The organism is Psychromonas sp. SP041 (assembly GCF_000470315.2).
Lineage (GTDB): Bacteria > Pseudomonadota > Gammaproteobacteria > Enterobacterales > Psychromonadaceae > Psychromonas.
In genome coordinates this window covers 93,518-112,699 of sequence record NZ_CBRF02000007.1, presented here as the reverse complement: position 1 = coordinate 112,699, position 19,182 = coordinate 93,518, and the positions used below count along the sequence as shown (strand labels likewise).

At 37.5% G+C, this 19,182-nt stretch carries 21 protein-coding genes; all 21 read right to left on the bottom strand.

Annotation, left to right across the window (positions count from 1 at the left end; genetic code table 11):
- Window positions 1-25 precede the first annotated feature (25 nt).
- The gene (locus SP041_RS05840; RefSeq protein ID WP_025562474.1) at window positions 26-730 is read right to left on the bottom strand and encodes a phosphoglycolate phosphatase; all 705 of its coding nucleotides are present in this window, start codon (window positions 728-730) and stop codon (window positions 26-28) included.
- Between the two features lie 120 nt (window positions 731-850).
- Complete coding sequence (locus SP041_RS05835) at window positions 851-1,516, bottom strand: DUF2987 domain-containing protein (protein WP_025562473.1); 666 nt, start codon at window positions 1,514-1,516, stop codon at window positions 851-853.
- 58 nt (window positions 1,517-1,574) lie between these two features.
- Window positions 1,575-2,411, bottom strand: a complete 837-nt coding sequence (locus SP041_RS05830) for a hypothetical protein (protein WP_025562471.1) — start codon at window positions 2,409-2,411, stop codon at window positions 1,575-1,577.
- Between the two features lie 173 nt (window positions 2,412-2,584).
- Window positions 2,585-3,307 carry a Sir2 family NAD+-dependent deacetylase gene (gene cobB, locus SP041_RS05825; protein WP_037047669.1) on the bottom strand — a complete coding sequence of 241 codons (723 nt, stop codon included), beginning with the start codon at window positions 3,305-3,307 and terminating at the stop codon, window positions 2,585-2,587.
- Between the two features lie 424 nt (window positions 3,308-3,731).
- Window positions 3,732-4,037, bottom strand: a complete 306-nt coding sequence (locus SP041_RS05820) for an integration host factor subunit alpha (RefSeq protein WP_025562469.1) — start codon at window positions 4,035-4,037, stop codon at window positions 3,732-3,734.
- Window positions 4,038-4,040: 3 nt separating this feature from the next.
- Window positions 4,041-6,428 (bottom strand): phenylalanine--tRNA ligase subunit beta, encoded by a 2,388-nt coding sequence (gene pheT / locus SP041_RS05815; protein WP_025562468.1) that lies wholly within the window; start codon window positions 6,426-6,428, stop codon window positions 4,041-4,043.
- 12 nt (window positions 6,429-6,440) lie between these two features.
- On the bottom strand, window positions 6,441-7,421 hold the full coding sequence (gene pheS, locus SP041_RS05810; RefSeq protein ID WP_025562467.1) for a phenylalanine--tRNA ligase subunit alpha: 981 nt from the start codon (window positions 7,419-7,421) through the stop codon (window positions 6,441-6,443).
- A gap of 166 nt (window positions 7,422-7,587) precedes the next feature.
- A complete protein-coding gene (locus SP041_RS05805; protein ID WP_025562466.1) occupies window positions 7,588-8,199 on the bottom strand; it encodes a fumarylacetoacetate hydrolase family protein in 612 nt (203 codons plus the stop codon).
- Between the two features lie 131 nt (window positions 8,200-8,330).
- Window positions 8,331-9,113, bottom strand: a complete 783-nt coding sequence (locus SP041_RS05800; protein WP_025562465.1) for a YchF/TatD family DNA exonuclease — start codon at window positions 9,111-9,113, stop codon at window positions 8,331-8,333.
- Window positions 9,107-10,165 (bottom strand): DNA polymerase III subunit delta', encoded by a 1,059-nt coding sequence (gene holB, locus SP041_RS05795; protein WP_025562464.1) that lies wholly within the window; start codon window positions 10,163-10,165, stop codon window positions 9,107-9,109. Before holB ends, SP041_RS05800 begins: the two co-directional genes overlap by 7 nt.
- Window positions 10,166-10,819, bottom strand: coding sequence for a dTMP kinase (tmk, locus tag SP041_RS05790; RefSeq protein WP_025562463.1), 654 nt, complete (start codon window positions 10,817-10,819; stop codon window positions 10,166-10,168).
- Between the two features lies 1 nt (window position 10,820).
- On the bottom strand, window positions 10,821-11,816 hold the full coding sequence (gene mltG / locus SP041_RS05785; protein WP_025562462.1) for an endolytic transglycosylase MltG: 996 nt from the start codon (window positions 11,814-11,816) through the stop codon (window positions 10,821-10,823).
- Window positions 11,813-12,634 carry an aminodeoxychorismate lyase gene (pabC, locus tag SP041_RS05780; protein WP_025562461.1) on the bottom strand — a complete coding sequence of 274 codons (822 nt, stop codon included), beginning with the start codon at window positions 12,632-12,634 and terminating at the stop codon, window positions 11,813-11,815. Before pabC ends, mltG begins: the two co-directional genes overlap by 4 nt.
- 150 nt (window positions 12,635-12,784) lie before the next feature.
- Window positions 12,785-14,026 (bottom strand): beta-ketoacyl-ACP synthase II, encoded by a 1,242-nt coding sequence (fabF, locus tag SP041_RS05775; RefSeq protein ID WP_025562460.1) that lies wholly within the window; start codon window positions 14,024-14,026, stop codon window positions 12,785-12,787.
- 219 nt (window positions 14,027-14,245) lie between these two features.
- The gene (gene acpP / locus SP041_RS05770; protein ID WP_025562459.1) at window positions 14,246-14,479 is read right to left on the bottom strand and encodes an acyl carrier protein; all 234 of its coding nucleotides are present in this window, start codon (window positions 14,477-14,479) and stop codon (window positions 14,246-14,248) included.
- A 175-nt stretch (window positions 14,480-14,654) separates the two neighbouring features.
- Window positions 14,655-15,389 carry a 3-oxoacyl-ACP reductase FabG gene (gene fabG / locus SP041_RS05765; RefSeq protein ID WP_037047665.1) on the bottom strand — a complete coding sequence of 245 codons (735 nt, stop codon included), beginning with the start codon at window positions 15,387-15,389 and terminating at the stop codon, window positions 14,655-14,657.
- A 2-nt stretch (window positions 15,390-15,391) separates the two neighbouring features.
- Window positions 15,392-16,333, bottom strand: coding sequence for an ACP S-malonyltransferase (gene fabD, locus SP041_RS05760; RefSeq protein WP_025562457.1), 942 nt, complete (start codon window positions 16,331-16,333; stop codon window positions 15,392-15,394).
- Between the two features lie 111 nt (window positions 16,334-16,444).
- Window positions 16,445-17,404, bottom strand: coding sequence for a beta-ketoacyl-ACP synthase III (locus tag SP041_RS05755; RefSeq protein ID WP_025562456.1), 960 nt, complete (start codon window positions 17,402-17,404; stop codon window positions 16,445-16,447).
- Window positions 17,397-18,437: a phosphate acyltransferase PlsX gene (plsX, locus tag SP041_RS05750; RefSeq protein WP_025562455.1), complete on the bottom strand. Its 1,041-nt coding sequence runs from the start codon at window positions 18,435-18,437 to the stop codon at window positions 17,397-17,399. The genes SP041_RS05755 and plsX overlap by 8 nt, the downstream gene beginning before the upstream one ends.
- 9 nt (window positions 18,438-18,446) lie before the next feature.
- Window positions 18,447-18,617 (bottom strand): 50S ribosomal protein L32, encoded by a 171-nt coding sequence (rpmF, locus tag SP041_RS05745; protein WP_025562454.1) that lies wholly within the window; start codon window positions 18,615-18,617, stop codon window positions 18,447-18,449.
- An 18-nt stretch (window positions 18,618-18,635) separates the two neighbouring features.
- Complete coding sequence (gene yceD / locus SP041_RS05740) at window positions 18,636-19,157, bottom strand: 23S rRNA accumulation protein YceD (protein WP_025562453.1); 522 nt, start codon at window positions 19,155-19,157, stop codon at window positions 18,636-18,638.
- Window positions 19,158-19,182 lie beyond the last annotated feature (25 nt).

The window sequence follows — 19,182 nt, the reverse complement described above, 5'->3', positions numbered from 1 at the left end:
TTATATCTATGTTAAAAGACTGTAATTACTCGCTTAGTTCATACTCATTGATATCAGAAAGCGTCGCAATAATGTCAGCAAAATCATCAAAACTAACATCTGGATTATGTTCGTTGATATCTTCACCGTAGTTATAGCCATAACTTAACCCGATACTCTGCATATTCGCAGCATTCGCAGCAAGTACATCATTTTTAGAATCACCGACCATGACACATTGTGCAACCGTGACACCTAACTTTTCACAAGCATAATGCAATGGTAGTGGATCTGGTTTGCGTTTTTCTAACGTATCGCCACCAACTAACAGCTCAAACAATCCATTTAAATCTAACCCATCAAGAATAGGCTGGATAAAGTCGTACGGCTTATTGGTCACAATTGCTAATTGGTAACCTTTCGCTTTTAATATCTTAAGTGATGCACGAACGTGAGGATAAGTAACCGTATCAACACATAAGTTTTTAGCATAAAAATCAAGGAAAATAGCCAGTGATTTTTCTAGTAATTCAGGGTCTAAATTTTTATCAATTTCAGTCTGACCAGACAAGCCTCTTTGCACTAAAATACTCGCGCCATTTCCTACCCAAGAACGGATAATAGTCGGTGAAATTTCTTCACGACCAATACTCGTTAACATGTGGTTAATAGCTAATGCTAGGTCTGGTGCGCTATCAATTAAAGTGCCGTCTAAATCAAATAAAACCGCTTTTTTGCCTGTAAATTTCAAGAGTAACTCCTAAGTGCTTGTGCTTTTAACTTATAATAACTTTTATCTATAACTTTTTACTTTCAATATAGTCATACTATCAAAATGTATGACGTTAATAACCTCTATTAAACCTTTAATTTAACTAGGGTTATTATTTACCATCCATGGGGTTATACGTTTAAGTAAAAGGTTAAGTTCATTTATTTTATTTATTATGATGAAAGCATTTTTTTTCAGTAAAAGGTCGCCGTTACTTGCCATACTAACTTGATTACCTAGCGCCTTTAACTGTGATTCTGTTAATGGCGAAGTGGGTGTTAATCGAACGCCTGCAAACTCAGGTAAAAAGTATTTACCAATCATGCCTGCATTTTTCTTTAATACACCTTCGAGTTGTTCAGCAATAGCGACTAACTTTTGTTCATTTAAATTAGCAAGCTCACGTTCTTTTGCCATCACTGTTATTTGTAAGTTACAGCTAGAAAGTGTTTTGCCATCATCGAGATCGACCACCAAAACGGCGCCATCTTGACGATGTTGATCAGAATAAAAGGGTAATAAGCGCCCTTCTGGTTGGAAAAGAATGGGTTCATTAACATTTTCAACGACGATCTCTGCGTTATTAATATGACATAAGCTTTGATCACCCTTGTCTATTAAGTAAAAAGCCGTCGTCACATAAGGGTAATCTAATTTATACATGGTTTTCATGTAACTAAAGAAAACCGAATAATTTAGCTTGATAGTCGATGCTTGGCTAAATGAAGAAAACAACATTAGCGAAACGACAAGTAATAAGCGCATGCCTTAATTCCTTACTTTTTTACTTACTATTAATGAATAAAAGACTAAATGACTGAAACTAGGCTTCAAAACCACCGCTTTTAGGACCTGAATGATGATCATCATCTGAGTTATTAGTATCATTTTTATGGTCATTGTTTTTATCTTGGTCATGATCGTTTGAGTCAGAGGCTTCAGTAACGGCAACGCTAACACCACAAATATCACGGTAAACCAATCCGATGACATTAATGCAAAATGGAATAACAAATAATAAGCCAATACCAGAGGTTAAAATCCCAACAAGGAATAACACGCAGAAAATAATAAGTAATTGTGTAAATTGCCCGATATTTTTATGTACTAATTTAAAGGACAGTTTTAAGGCAACAACAGGAGACACTTTCTTTTCAGCAATTAAAGGGTAAACCAAACAAAAAGACATTTTCAAATACAGTAAAACAATAATAGACAACACAACTCCTGCACTGCCAAAGACTTGCCCAAGTGCCATACTTGCAGCATTCGTCATCAAGTTAACCATCATTGCGGCTAACGATAATTTCAACAACATTTTGAAATAGTTAAATAAGTGGAATGAATTAGTTTTTAAACCAACAGAGTGATGAACCCCCATCATGATTAAACCTGTCATTAGTGGTGGTGCAATTAGTAATGCAAAAATAAAGAAAGCACCAATCACTGTTGGGTCACTTAAAGAAGTGCTGCCATCAATAAAGATACTTAATAAAGCAAAGGAAACGAGCATGATGAAAATACAAGCGGTAAGGAGTGGTAAAAAATGTTTACGGGTTACTTTAAGCGCATCTAATAACAATTTTTTTAAATCGAATCGGTACCCTTCGGCCAGTGATTTCTTAATATCACCACCTAATACAAAATATTTTGAGTTCATAACAAGCTAACTTCCCTACTAGAATAAATAAAAGCTAAATAACAGCTAAATAACAGCTGTTCAGCAGCAAATCATTGTAGGGGGTTCTGTTAGCTTTTCAAGTAGATTAAACGCTTATGCGTATTATTTAAAAATCAACTGCATAGCATACTCTAAGTTATTTTTGACCTTGCTTAACCTAAGAGTGTTTTAACTAACTCAGGTACCAATTTTGAGGCTTTACCATGTAGTAGAATATCGAAATGACTATTTATTTCACTCGGTTCAAGATTAACTTCAATTGACTCTGCACCGACACTTTTTGCTTCTTCAACAAAACCAGCAGCTGGATAAACCGTTCCTGAAGTACCAATAGCAATAAATAAATCAGCTTGTGCGAGATGGTGATAAATAATATCTAGGCCTAACGGCATTTCTCCAAACCAAACAATATGCGGACGTAATGCTAAAGGATATTGGCAACAGGTACAAAAATCATCGCTGGTAAGGTCTGTTGTCCATGGAATAACTTGATTAGTTTTGGCGCAACGTACTTTTAATAATTCACCGTGCATGTGAATGACGTTTTTAGACCCCGCCTGTTCATGCAAGTTATCTATGTTTTGTGTCACGAGTAAAAATTCACCATCAAAATTTTCTTCAAGTTCCGCTAAAGCATAATGTGCCGCATTGGGTTTACTGGTCCCTAAACAAAAACTTTGACGTCGCTTGTTATAAAAGTCTAACACTAATTCTGGGTCGCGTTTATAGCCATCTAAGGTAGCGACGTCTTCGAGTTTATATTTTTCCCACAAACCATCTTTTGCACGAAAAGTACTAATGCCTGACTCAGCTGAAATGCCCGCGCCTGTTAAGATCACAATTTTCTTATACTCACTCACAACAATAGACCTCATCGACTTTTTAAAATATACGCTAATAACTCACAGTAAAAAGCAGCTAATAGTTTAGCTCAGCACTTTATTTCAGATATTCATTTCAACACTCTGCTTCCAATATATAATTTTCTAAGCGAATTAAATAATTAAGCTCAATACCCTGAATCAGTAACTTATCCTGAAAATTGACCTTAACACGCTATTTTTTTGACTATCTATTTGGCAATCAAAAAATAGCATTATTAATTGTAGTGTTATATTAAAAAAAGTTTGTGTCTAAGTTCATAATATATTGATTCAACTACTTAGGTATTTAATCACTGCTCTGAATTTCAATAAATATGTTCAGTAAATTTTAGGTAAAAAAAAAGCCGCAGAGCGACTTTTTCAGGAGATATAATGCCAAATTGAATAATGACCTAATTATAGAACTTAGTATTAATTATTTATTAGGCTTATCTGATAGGCTAGTTTCCACTAACTCTTTCAGTTTCTGACCAGCTTTAAAAGTAACAACTCGTCGGGCTTCAATAGGAATATCTTCGCCAGTTTTCGGATTACGACCAGGTCGTTCTCCTTTATCTTTAAGTTCAAATCCACCAAAACCTGAAATTTTAACTGGTGAACCAGCTTCAAGTGTAGATTTAATTTCTTCAAAGAAAGATTCTACAAACTCTTTTGCTTCTCGTTTGCTTAATCCGATTTCTTCCGATAAATGTGCTGCTATCTCAGCTTTTGTCAGTGCCATAAATTAATCTCTCAACGATGCATGAAATTCCGTAGAAACCGCTTCAACTATTAAATTAACGCTATCAGCAATCTCCTGTTCTTCCAAAGTACGTGTTGCATCTTGTAAGATCAAGCCTATTGCTAAACTTTTCTTACCTTCTTCAACACCTTGTCCTTTGTATACGTCAAACAAGTTTATGCTAACTAACTGAGAACCGCCAATTTTTTCTATAAATTTTAAGACCTTACCTGCATTTACTTGATCATCGACCACAAATGCAAGATCTCGGCTGTTCGCAGGGAACTTAGAGATGTCACCAGCTTGCGGTAATTGACGTGTTAATACTGCATCAATTTCTATTTCAAATACAATAGCTTGGCCATTTAGTGCAAATGGTTTTTTCAAACTTGGATGTAAACTACCGATATAACCCACATTAACGCCGTTACGGTAAATACCTGCAGATTGACCAGGGTGTAAAGCACTGTGCTTTTCAGCTTTGAACTCAAAACTTGCATCATCAACGGTTAAATCTAACACCGCTTCTAGATCTGCTTTTAAGTCAAAGAAGTCAGCAGCGCCTGTTTCAATAGACCAATGCTCGTCATTCACGTTACCAATAATAACACCTGATAACATTGCTTGTTGACGAATACCATTTTCAGCTTGCTCATCTTTAATGAAACGTAAACCTGTTTCAAATAAACGAACACGATTTTGCTGACGCTTTTGGTTTTTAGACACACTTTCCAATAAACCAGACCACAAACTAACACGCATTGCTGACATGTCTTTCGAAATCGGGTGCGGCAAAATAAGTGCATCTGCTTCAGGGTGTAACTTAAGTTGTTTATCTGGGTCAACGAAGCTATAGGTGATTGCTTCTTGATATTCACGATTGACTAATACATCGCGAATTTTAGATAATTTTAAACGAGACTCGTTATGAGCAGGCATTGTTAATGCTGCTTGAGGAGCAATATTTGGAATATTGTTATAACCAAATACACGTGCTACTTCTTCAACTAAGTCTTCTTCAATTTCCATGTCAAAACGGTAAGTAGGCGCAACTGCTGACCACCCTTCTGCTGTTTCAGAAACAACACAACCTAGTTGCGTTAATATTTTCTGAACACGATCAGAATCAATTGAAATACCGATTAAACGATCTAACTTGCTACGGCGTAACTCGATAGTCGCTTGTTTTGGTAGAGTCGCTTCATTGACAGCTTCTGTAATTGGACCAACTTGACCACCACAGATTTCAACTAACAGCTGCGTAGCACGTTCCATTGCCGTTGCTTGTAATACTGGATCTACACCACGTTCATAACGATGTGAAGCGTCAGTATGTAAACCGTAACTACGTGCACGACCAGCAATAGCAAGAGGTGCAAAGAAAGCACTCTCTAAGAAGATATCTGTTGAACCTTCTTGTACACCAGAATCTTGACCACCAAAGATACCTGCCATTGCAAGTGCTTTAGATTGGTCTGCAATCACTAATGTATCAGCATTTAATTTAACTTCTTTACCGTCTAATAGCGTTAATTTTTCATCTTGCTCTGCAAGGCGAACTTCAATGCCACCCTCTAGTTTAGTTAAATCAAATGCATGCATTGGATGACCAAACTCAAGTAATACGTATTGTGTAATATCGACAACAGCATCAACACTGCGCACACCACAACGACGTAGTTTTTCAACCATCCAAAGCGGTGTTGTTGCATTTTGATTAATGCCTTTAATAACACGACCAAGATAACGTGGACATGCTTCAGGCGCTTGTAAATTAATAGCGACTTGGTCATCAATCGTTACATCAACATTGTTCCAAGTTACTTGTGTTGCTTCAATGCCATTTAATACGGCGACTTCACGAGCAAGACCTGCAATACCTAAACAATCAGCACGGTTTGCTGTTAAATCAACATCAATAATCACGTCATTAAGTTGTAGGTATTCACGAACACATTGACCGATTGGCGCATCTAAAGGTAATTCGATAATCCCTTCTGCACTGTCAGCCATGCCTAACTCTGACTCACTACACAACATACCAAATGATGGTTGACCGCGTAGTTTTGCTTTTTTAATTTTAAAATCGCCCGGTAAGACTGCACCAACAACGGCAACAGCCACTTTTAACCCTAAACGACAATTTTTAGCGCCACAAACGATGTCGATTAATTCATCTTCACCGATATTGATTTTAGTGACTTGTAATTTATCTGCATCAGGATGCGGACCACATTCGACTACTTCACCAACAAGTACTTTACTGAACTCGCCAGCAACAGGCTCTACGTCATCAACTTCAAGACCGGCCATTGTAATTTGGTGCTGTAGTGCTTCAGAACTAATTTCTGGGTTAACCCATTCGCGTAACCAAGCTTCACTGAATTTCATTATTAATAACCCTTATTTGAATTGCTTGAGGAAACGAAGATCGTTTTCAAAGAAAGAACGTAAATCATTTACGCCATAACGCAGCATTGTTAAACGCTCGATACCCATACCAAAAGCAAAACCTGAGTATTTCTCTGGATCAACACCCATCGATTTTAAAACGCTTGGGTGTACCATTCCACAACCTAATACTTCTAACCAACCGTTCTTACCTTTCACATCAACTTCAGCTGAAGGCTCCGTGAATGGGAAGTAAGATGGACGGAAACGGATTTCTAAATCTTCTTCAAAGAAGTTATGTAAGAAATCGTTCAAAATACCTTTAAGTTGCGCAAAACTAACGTTTTCAGCAATCATCAAGCCTTCAACCTGATGGAACATTGGTGTGTGTGTTTGGTCGTAATCGTTACGGTAAACACGGCCAGGGGAAATAATACGAACCGGTGGCTCTTGATTTTCCATGGTACGAATCTGTACACCTGATGTTTGTGTACGTAATACTAAATCAGGATTAAAATAGAAAGTATCGTGATCAGCACGTGCTGGATGATGAGGCGGAATGTTTAACGCATCAAAGTTATGGTAACCATCTTCAACTTCAGGACCGTCTTTAACTTCAAAACCTAATTCACTAAAGAACTCAACGATACGCTCTGTTGTACGTGTTACTGGGTGAATATTACCTTGCTTTGAACCGCGACCAGGTAAAGTGACATCGATAGTTTCAGAGGCTAATTTTTCATTTAAAATCGCTTCTTCCATACCTTTTTTACGTTCAACTAAAACAGCTTGAATTGCTTGTTTAGCTTGATTGATCATTTGTCCAGCAGCTGGTTTTTCAGCAGGCGGTAATTTGCCTAAGCCTTTCATTTGTTCAGTCATTAAGCCTTTTTTGCCAAGATACTGTAAACGAATTTCTTCTAATTCATTGGTATCCGCGGCGTTTTCGATCTGTTGTTGCGCATTAGCAACGATTTCATCTAGATGCTGCATTTGATTACTCTACTTTAGACAAGTGATAAAAAATATGGGTGTAATTTTACGCAGTTCAAAGTGATATGGCTAGTGCTGAGGACGGTTTGCAGGCGATAAAACGCTGGAATTGAACAATTATTTCATGTTCAAGCCAGCGCTTACTAAAGACAGGTGAAATATAGCGTTATAATACGGTCCACGTTTGAGTCACTAATAGCGTGTCTTGATCATAAAGTTGACCTGTAAATCGATCGCCTTTATTCACTTTACCAACGCCTTTTGGAGTGCCCGTCATTAATATATCGTGTGTTTCAAAAGACATAAACTCATTAACCGCAGCGACTATTTGTGCTGGTTTATAAATCATTAATTCATAATTCGCTTGTTGAATAATATCATCATTAATTAATAAGACTAAACTTAATGATTCCACTTTATTGTCAATCGCGACAAACTCAGAGAATACCGCTGAAGCGTCAAAAGCCTTCGCCCTTTCCCAAGGTAAGCTTTTGCTTTTTAATACACTTTGTACTTCTCGTTTGGTTAGGTCTAAACCAATTCCTGCGCCAATAAATTGATTATTTTCTATGATAAAAGACAGCTCAGCTTCATAATGAATGGCATCAACGGCATGTGTTTTGATCTCTGTTGAAATAGCTGAGTTTGGTTTTACAAAAATAACAGGTTCAGTCGGGACTTCGTTATTCAATTCAGCAATATGTTCAACATAGTTACGACCAATGCACACCACTTTTGAAGGTGTAATTTGTTGTCCATTTAATAATACGGTTTGCATATTAGTTTCCTTTTCTCATATTTTATATCAGACCTTTTTATAGGTTTATACCGATTACATTAACTATGTTATCTAAATTTTGCGCTGGAAAAACAGTTCAATTCAAGGCATAAATGACCATTACGATAATATTAGCTAACGGTAATCGCCCCTTTGAACAGCGTGAAATAGTTATTAGTCGTCACTTCAGCTAATTCTTCAAAGGAAACGCCTTTTAAATCTGCTACAAATTTAGCAACGTCATGCGTATAAGCAGGCTCATTTTCTTTGCCACGATGTGGTATAGGAGCGAGGTAAGGTGAATCGGTTTCAACTAATAAACGATCCAACGGTACGGCTTTGATCACTTCTTGCAGTTCTTTAGCATTTTTAAAGGTTACGATACCTGACACTGAGATATAGAAGCCCATTTTCATTGCTTCTTCGGCCATTTCAATCGACTCAGTAAAGCAATGTAATACACCGCCCACTTGTTCTGCGCCTTCTTCACGAAGAATATCTAAGGTATCTTGACGCGCACCACGCGTATGGATAATAAGCGGTTTATTAAGCTGTTTAGCCACTCTAATTTGTCTACGAAACGCATCCATTTGCCATTCTTTTGTTTCAGGTGAATAAAAGAAATCTAACCCCGTTTCACCTATCGCAACCACTTTATCTGAACTTGCATATTCAAGTAATAAAGCTTCATCCATCACTGCCTCTTTGTACAATGGGTGGATGCCACAAGTACTAGACACTTGCTTATAAGGTGCAATCATTTCAGCCATTGCTGGATAGTCATCTAAGGTTACGCAAACACTTAATAAATGCGTAATACCTTGTACTTGGGCTTTGTCGATAACGTCTGCGATATTCTTATGTTTTTCTTTATAGTCTAAGCGGTCAAGGTGACAATGAGAATCTACTAACATGCTTTATTTTCCTTAAATTCGTTTTTAATTTTTATCAATAATGCGTTAATCAACAGTTCTTTTTTTAGCGATGAATGACTGGTTAATAAACTACGGGTCTTTAATATTTCAGTACTTAATACGCGTAAACTTTTGCAAGAGAGCTGCGCTTGCCAAAGTTGTAGTTGTGGCAATGCAAAATAATAAATAGCATCTTCATTAAGCTGATTATTATTTAATTTTAATTTATGAATATCGTGTAATAGATGAAATACCAGTAATAAATTTTGTTCTACATCTTTAATCAGTAATTGCGAAAACGAGAATAGATGAATAGGTTGATATAATAAATTAAATAAACCTTCAACACACTGACGACGTGTATCCAGAGACGCATCTTGTTCAAGTGCTTTTAAGTGATTAAGTAATGCTAATGGGCTATTTTGAAACCAGCGTAATACGCCATAATCACTCACTTGGTACCCTAATGCATATAACCAATCAATTAATGTTTGATCGTCTGGGCTATGAATATGTGTTTGCTGTAAACGACTTAACAAGGTTGGCATTAATTGGTGATGAGTACGCGCCAATAAAATAAGATAACTGTCTCCTTGCGGTTCTTCAAGTGTTTTTAACAGCGCATTAGCCGCCGCTTCTGTTAACTGATCAACCCCTTTAATCAAAACGACTTTATTGTTACCTAACTGCGGACGTTCATTCAGCTTCTCGGTTAGTAATCGTACTTGGTCAATACCAATTGATTTATTCTTTTCAGCTTCTAACAAGTGAAAATCAAGATGATTATTCGCACTGATTAAACGACAAGAATGACACTCAAAACAAGCATCATTGTCTCTTTTATCGGTACATAATAAAAATTGAGCTAATTGTTTTGCTAACTTATATTTGCCAATACCCGCACTACCAGTGAACAATAAACCATGGGCAAAACGTCCTTCATGATAAGTGTTTTGTAACTTCTCATAAAAAGGCGTTAACCAAGGTGTGGTAACATTATCAAAAATCACCTCAGCATTATCTGTATCTGGCATTTCATTGTTTGTAGGCATTTATAAACTCGCTAACCAAGTATCAAGTTGTTGCTTAATGGCGGTTTCAACGTCAGTAAATGATTGGCTTGCATCAATACAAACCGCGCTCGGTTCATCTGCAACTAATTGCTGAAATACGGCACGAGAGCGATTAAAAAAATCAATGGCTAAACGTTCAATGCGATCTAACTCTCCGCGACCACGTGCTCTGCTTAACCCTAGCTCAGGTTCAATATCTAAAAACAACGTAAAGTCAGCTTTGAAATCACCTAATGCTACTTGTTTAATATCGCGAATAAGATTTAAATCAATCCCGCGACCACCACCTTGATAAGCTAAAGAAGACCAGTTATGGCGATCACCAATAACCACTTTATTGTCTGCCAAAGCAGGTTTAATTTTATGCTCTACTAGTTGAACTCGTGCAGCATACATAATTAATAGCTCAGCTTTATCATCTAGCTGCTCATCATCAACATCCATTTTAACGATATCACGCATTTTTTCAGCTAATACAGTGCCACCGGGTTCACGGGTCAATGCAATTTTTTGTTCAGAAATACCTTTGCTGATCAACCAGTCTTGAATATATTGAATCGCAGTACTTTTACCCGCGCCTTCTAATCCTTCAATAACGATAAATTTACCGGCTAATTTTTGTTGTGCTGACATATTACATTCCTCGAATATATTTATTAACAGCACGATTGTGCTCTCTTAAATTTTTTGAGAAATAAGAAGTGCCATCTCCTTTACTCACAAAATACAAATACTTAGTTGTTGCTGGATGTAATGCGGCATAAAGCGCTTCTTCGCTTGGCATTGCAATCGGCGTTGGCGGTAAACCATTAATGGTATAAGTGTTATAAGCGGTTTTTTCTTGTAAATCTTTTTTACGAATACGTCCATTATAACGATCACCCATACCATAAATAACTGTTGGATCAGTTTGTAAACGCATCCCTATTTTTAAACGATTGACAAATACCGATGAAATCTTATCGCGGTCATTGGCTAAGCCACTTTCTTTTTCAATAATTGACGCCATGATCAACGCTTCATAAGGGGTTTTATAAGGTAAGTTATTGTCTCTTTCCGCCCATAATTTTTCTAATACACGTTGTTGATGAAGATAGGCTTTTTTAACAATACTAAACGCGCTCATATCAGCAGTGTAATGATAAGTTTCAGGGAACAATAACCCTTCTAATTTAGTAGAAGAGCTCTCTAGGGCAGTTAATAATTCTTGTTCTGTTTTTTGTAGCGGTTGAATGTGCTCGGCATTGGTAAAAATAGCCTGCCAGTTTTTATAAGTACTGCCTTCAACAAAGGTCAGTTTAAACTGATACTCATGTCCACTCGTTAAGATGACCAAAATTTGTTCTAAAGAAGCCCCTTTTGGTAATTCATAAGTGCCTGACTTTATTTTTGTTAATTCAGATCTTAATTTTGAGACGACCTTCCACCAACGTTGACTATCTAATAAGCCTTGATCAATTAACTGTGGTGCTAAATGGGAGAAATAACTACCGTCAGCTAAGGTAAATAATTGTGTTTCTTGTACTCTCGGGGAACCTAAGTAAGCGTCTATTTGTTGTTTAGACCACAGTAATGCTGCGGCTATTACTAAACAGAGAAATAATAAAACGAACCCTATTTTCTTCATCATTGTTGCAAACTTCCTTGCTTAAGTATTATTTGTAATTCAGTTATTCGTTGTAACTGTTGCTGGCTATATTTTTTTTGTTGGTATTGTTTCACAGGCACAATGCCCATCAAAGCATTAGATAGAAAAAGACAAGAAGCTTGGTTTACATCTTCTAAGGATATTTCTTTTTCGACAACGTTAATGGCACTATGTTTCATGATACGTGCTCGCATCACACCCGCCACACCACAAAAGTCTAATTTAGGTGTTATCCATTGATCATGAAGGTAAATAAACACATTAGCACTACAGGCTTCAATAACATTTCCAAACTCATCACACACTAATCCTTCAACCGCATTTAAGGTTGCTAATTCTTGCTTAATGAATACTTGTTCTAATCTTGCTAATGATTTTAAACCCGCAAGCTGTTTATTACGCGCGAGTTGACTGGCGCATTGTACAATATTGATTCCTTGCTGTTGCCATTGTAAATAGACATCAGGAAAAGCAGACAGGCTGATAATACGCTGAACATCATTACAGCCTTCTGCACTGTAACCTCGCCCACCACTTCCCCTGGTTAGCATTAATTTTAATACATAATGAGGTTGTCCTAGTACAGAACTAGCCGCTGTAAACACTTCCTGTTGAAGTTGCTGCCAATCAATATCAGGAAAAAATAGACGAACAGCTCCCTGTTGTAGACGCTCAAGATGAAGTGGCCAATCAATGACATCACCACACTCAATTTTGATGGTGGAGAATAAACCATCACCATAAGCAAGCCCTCGATCGGCTGCATTAATTTTATTATTTTCTAGTCCGTTAATTAACATCGACTTATCACTAACTTTTATAATTTCATTGATGAAGTTGAGTATACCGATCCTATTTTATTTATAACATGGCTAACGTTTATAAAATTTAGATATAAAAAAACCTGATGGATTAAATCAGGTTTTTAATTTTCTACAGTATTAGAAAAACTAGATACGTTTAAAGATTAACGTACCGTTTGTTCCACCAAAACCAAATGAGTTTGATAATGCATATTCAATGTGTGAAGGACGTGCCTTACCATCGGTAACATAATCTAAATCACAACCTTCACTTGGATTTTTAAGGTTAATCGTTGGCGGAGCCACTTGATCTTTAATCGCTAATACACTGAAGATTGCTTCAATTGCACCAGCAGCACCCAATAAGTGACCTGTCATTGATTTAGTTGAACTCATCATCACTGACTGTGCCGCATCACCCCAAATACCTTTAACGGCTTGAGTTTCAGCAATATCACCCGCAGGAGTAGAAGTACCGTGCGCATTAATATATTGAATATCAGTTGCTTCGATACCTGCATCTCTAATCGCATTTTTCATTGATAATGCTGCACCAGCACCACTTTCTGGTGGTGACGTCATGTGGTAAGCGTCGCCGCTCATACCAAAACCAACAAATTCAGCATAAATTTTTGCGCCACGTGCTTTTGCATGTTCGTATTCTTCAATCACTAATACGCCTGCGCCATCACCTAACACAAAACCATCACGTGACTCGTCCCATGGACGACTCGCTGTTTCTGGAGAATCATTACGTGTAGATAGAGCACGTGCTGCACCAAAACCACCCATGCCCATTTCTGTTGATGCTTTTTCAGCACCACCAACAAACATCACATCAGCATCACCGTGTTGGATCATACGAGCGCCTAAACCGATACTATGTGTACCTGTAGTACAGGCTGTTGTTACTGCAATATTAGGGCCTTTTAGGCCTTTATTGATAGAAACATGACCAGAGATCATATTAATAATCGTTGCAGGTACAAAGAATGGACTGATTTTGCGAGGACCACTTTTTGCAAAGTTATCTTTGTTCGCTTCGATAATGCCTAAACCACCAATACCAGAACCAATAGCAACACCGATACGCTCTGCATTTTCATCAGTCACTTCTAAACCTGAATCTTGGAATGCTTGTTCAGCTGCTGCAACGCCGTATTGGATAAATAAATCCATTTTACGGGCTTCTTTCTTTGGCATGTATTCTTCGACATTAAAGTCTTTGATTAGGCCAGCAAACTTAGTAGAGAATTTTTCAGTATCAAAATGTTCGATATTTGAAATCCCACTTTTGCCTGCTTGTACTGCCTGCCATGATTGCTCTACCGTATTGCCAACTGGCGATATCATACCTAAACCGGTTACTACAACTCGACGCTTTGACACTAGACTCTCCTAAATGAAGCTTTAAAAATAATAACTAAACACTTTCTATAAAATACTTAGATATTATTTCAAATTAATTATTGTTGGTTGGAAAAATATTTATCTTTAGAACACTTTTTATTGTTAGAAAAATTTATCTTTAGAAAACTTTATCTTTAGAAAACAAAAGGCGGTCAGAAGACCGCCTTTTAGAAATTTTCTACACATTAAAGTGAAGAATTAACCGTTGTTAACAACGTAATCAATAGCAGATTGAACAGTAGTGATTTTCTCTGCTTCGTCATCTGGGATCTCTGTATCGAATTCTTCTTCAAGAGCCATTACAAGCTCAACTGTGTCTAGTGAATCAGCACCAAGATCGTCAACGAAAGAAGCTTCGTTTTTAACTTCGTCAAGTTGAACACCTAACTGTTCAACGATGATGTTTTTTACGCGTTCTTCGATATTGCTCATTTTTTATCTTCCTTTGTAATTACGCTTTTGCGTTAAGTTGCGGTAGTTTATTCTATCGCGTTTAATATTCAAGTATTCTATCACTGGTTAGACCAGTATTTTAAGATTTTAATCAATAAATTAGTAGAATATCTATCTTTTTTTAGCTTAATTGCTTAACAGAGTTTGTCAACAACTAGACCATGTACATACCACCGTTAACGTGAATCGTTTCACCGGTGATATAAGCAGCACCTTCAGAAGCTAAAAACACAACTGTAGCAGCGATTTCTTTCGGGTCGCCTAAACGACCTGCAGGTACATTTGTTAATGTTGCAGCACGTTGTTCGTCATTCAATGCTTTTGTCATATCAGTTTCAATGAAACCTGGTGCCACTGTATTAACAGTAATACCACGACTTGCAACTTCACGTGCTAATGATTTAGTGAAACCAATTACACCTGCTTTTGCAGCAGCATAGTTAGCTTGACCAGCATTACCCATTGTACCCACTACTGAACCAATATTAATAATTCGACCAGCACGCTTCTTCATCATAGGACGAAGTGCCGCTTTACTCAATTTAAAAATAGGTGTTAAGTTAGTACCGATAATGTCATCCCATTCTGCATCTTTCATGCGCATTAATAGGTTGTCACGCGTGATACCAGCATTGTTAACTAATACGTCAACACTACCGAATTCTTTCTTAATCTCAGCAAATAGTCCATCTATTGATTCAGTTTCAGTTACGTTTAATACAAAACCTTTACCTGCATCACCTAAATATTCACTAATAGCAGCAGCGCCACTTTCGCTAGTTGCTGTACCGAGTACCGTTGCACCTAATGCAACAAAATTTTCTGCAATTGCACGCCCAATACCACGACTTGCACCTGTTATTAATACTACTTGATCTTGCATACTCATTATTATTCTCCTTTAACAGCAGCGAATGCAGCCGCTAAACTTGCTGTGTCATTAATTGCTTGTGCCGTAAAACTTTTATCGATACGACGAACTAAACCACTTAATACTTTCCCAGGGCCGGCTTCAACTTGTAAGTTAATACCTTGCTCTGCCATTTTAACGATAATATCTGTCCAACGAACTGGACAATATAATTGACGCACTAATGCATCTTTAATTTTGTCTGCATCTGTTTCAATCGCGACATCAACATTGTTAATAACAGATATCGTTGGTGTGTTGAATTCTACTGTTTGCAATGCAATTGCTAATTCATCTGCTGCAGGCTTCATTAATGCACAATGAGAAGGCACTGAAACAGGTAAAGGCAAAGCACGTTTTGCACCCGCTTCTTTACATAAAACACCTGCACGTTCAACTGCATCTTTATTACCTGCAATAACCACTTGGCCAGGCGAGTTAAAGTTAACAGGAGAAACGACTTCGCCTTGCGCAGCTTGCTCACATGCGGCTTTAATTTCTGCATCACCTAACCCAATGATCGCATACATTGCGCCAACACCGGCAGGAACAGCTTGTTGCATTAGTTGACCACGAAGCTCTACTAATTTTAATGCATCTTTAAAATCGATAACACCAGCACAAACCAATGCAGAATATTCACCTAGGCTATGCCCTGCAATCGTCGTTGGTTGCTCACCACCCATTTCAGCCCAAACACGCCAAACAGCAACTGATGCAGCTAATAATGCGGGTTGAGTTTTATCTGTTTGGTTTAAAGCTTCTACAGGCCCTTCTTGACATAATGTCCAAAGGTCATAACCTAAAGCGTCACTTGCTTCTTTAAATGTATCAATTACAACAGGATGTGTAGCCGCTAAATCAGCTAACATACCTAAGCTTTGTGAACCTTGGCCAGGAAAGGCAAATGTAAAGTTTGTCATCTTTAATTCCTAAATTTTCTATTATTACTTTTGTAATGTTTTTAAAATAAACTCGTCTTATTCTTGTATAGCTACTTAATTACTTAGTTGTATAACTATATAACTACATAACTACATAACGACAAGCGCACTACCCCAAGTAAAACCACCGCCAAATGCTTCTAATAAAACAAGTTGACCAGGTTTAATTTTACCACTTCTTACGCCTTCATTTAAGGCAAGCGGCACAGAAGCAGCTGAAGTATTGCCATGTTTATCAAGTGTTAAGATAACTTGATCCATAGACATACCTAACTTTTTAGCCGTAGCGGCAATAATACGTTGATTAGCTTGGTGAGGAACTAGCCAATCCAATTGATCTTTTTCAATATTATTTGCTGCTAATGTATCAACGACAACTTGGCTTAATTTTTTAACCGCGACTTTAAATACTTCATTACCCGCCATGGTTAAATATGAATTAATCAATGTATCTTCTTTACCTCTTTCTACATTAGGTAATTTGAGTAAGTCTCCAAATCGACCATCTGCATTGATATGAGTAGATAAAATACCAGGCTCTTCAGAGGCTGTTAAGACAACTGCGCCAGCACCATCACCAAATAGGATAATTGTACTTCTATCTGTTGGATCACAAGTGTTAGCTAATGCATCAGCACCAATCACTAATATGTTTTTTGCTCCGCCCGCTTTAATGAAGTTATCAGCAACACTTAGTGCATAGGTAAAACCAGCACAAGCAGCAGCTACATCAAATGCAGGAATATCGTATATGCCTAACAAGTTTTGCACTTCACAAGCAGCAGAAGGAAAAGCATTGTGGTTACTTGTTGTTGCCACAATAATTAAATCTAAGTCACTTGCTTCCAAGTTCGCAGCTTGTAAAGCTTGCTCTCCAGCTTGTTTGCCCATGAACGCGATCGTTTCTTGTTCATTAGCAATGCGACGTTCTTTTATGCCAGTACGTACAGTGATCCATTCGTCACTTGTATCAACCATCTTTTCCAAGTCTTGGTTGGTGCGTACTGCTGTTGGTAAATAACTACCCGTACCTATAATTTTGCTATTCATGTGATAAACAATCTCGCTCTGCTAAGACAGATTCCAACCTTGCACTGATGCAAGCAGGTATCTGCCATTGAATTTCTTTAATCGCTTGTTCTATTGCATAAGTAAATGCTTCTACATTTGCACTACCATGACTTTTTACAACAATGCCACGCAACCCAATCAAACTGGCACCATTATACAGATCTGGATGCAAATGTTTTAATTGGTTTTTTATCAACGGATTCAAAAACTTACCAATAAAACGACTATACCAAGTTGCATTCATCGCTTTTTGTAATTGGTCAAAAAATACCCGCCCCATTCCTTCATAACTTTTCAGTGCGATATTTCCACTAAAGCCATCGGTGACGACGACATCCGCACGACCATCGAACAGCTCGTTCGCTTCTATATAACCGATATAGTTTATATATTCGGTATTAGACAACAAATTTGCGCAATGTTTTATCGTCTCATTGCCTTTATTAATCTCACGACCAACATTTAGCAATGACACGCTTGGCGCACTTAATTGCTCAACTTTTTCACACAATACACTACCCATTAATGCAAAATTAAACAATGTATCACAGCCACATTGGAGGTTAGCCCCCAAATCCATTAAATAACTGTGTCCTCCTTTATTATTCGGAAGAGCAGAAACTAATGCAGGACGTGAAATACCATCTAGTGTTTTTAAAGTGTGCTTAGCTAATAGCATAAGCGCCCCTGTATTACCGGCACTAACACAAGCATCGGCCTCACTATTAGCCACTAATTGTAACGCAACGAGCATTGAAGACTGAATGCGATGACGTAACACAGAAACAGGATTATCTTCCATTGATATGGTTTCTGGCGCGTGCACAAATTTAACTCGAGGGTGTTCAAGTAGCTGATATTGTTTTAATAAAGGGGATATTATTTGGTTATCACCGACGATAGTGATGTATAAATTGGGGTGTAATTGTAAGGATTTCGAACTGGCAGGTAAAGAAATATGGGGGCCAAAATCTCCCCCCATGGCATCAAGCGCAATGGTAAAGTTACGCAAAGTAATAACTTACTTTTCGATGACTTTTTTGCCTTTGTAGAAGCCGTCAGCAGTAACGTGATGACGACGGTGAGTTTCACCAGAAGTACTATCAACAGTTAAAGTTGGTGCACTTAGTGCATCATGTGAACGACGCATACCGCGTTTTGAAGGAGTCTTACGACTTTTTTGTACTGCCATTTTAAAAATTCCTGCTTGTTACTTGAGCTTTAGCTGAGCCAATGCATCAAATGGGTTAGGACGTTCTTGTTCTTCTTCAATTTCGCCGAAGGTACTTTCGTACTCACCATATTTACAATCTTCAATTGCATGCTTCGCAATTTGAGGAAGTGTTAATAATAGCTCGTCTTCAACTATTTGATGAAGATTTACCTCCCCATTTTCATCGTAATAAATGGGTTCATAAACGTCTGGTAAATTATTTTCCTGTTCTTTATTAAGAACGGGACAATACGTAAATTCAGCTTCGCACTGATAAATCATAGGCTCATTGCACCGTTGACAAGTGAGTTCTACTGCGACGCTTGCTTTACCATTGAATATTTTCAGTTTTTGCTGATCAACATCAAAGGCAAAATAAGTATCGATATCAGATTGAATACTGATTGTTGACTCTATTAATCTGCTTAATAAAGATTTGTCTAGGCTAGCTAGTATCTCTAATCTGTTATTAGCAGCGCGAACAGAATCAACGCTAATCGGTAGTTTAACCTTTTGCATGGTGGCGAATAATATAGATAGAGTT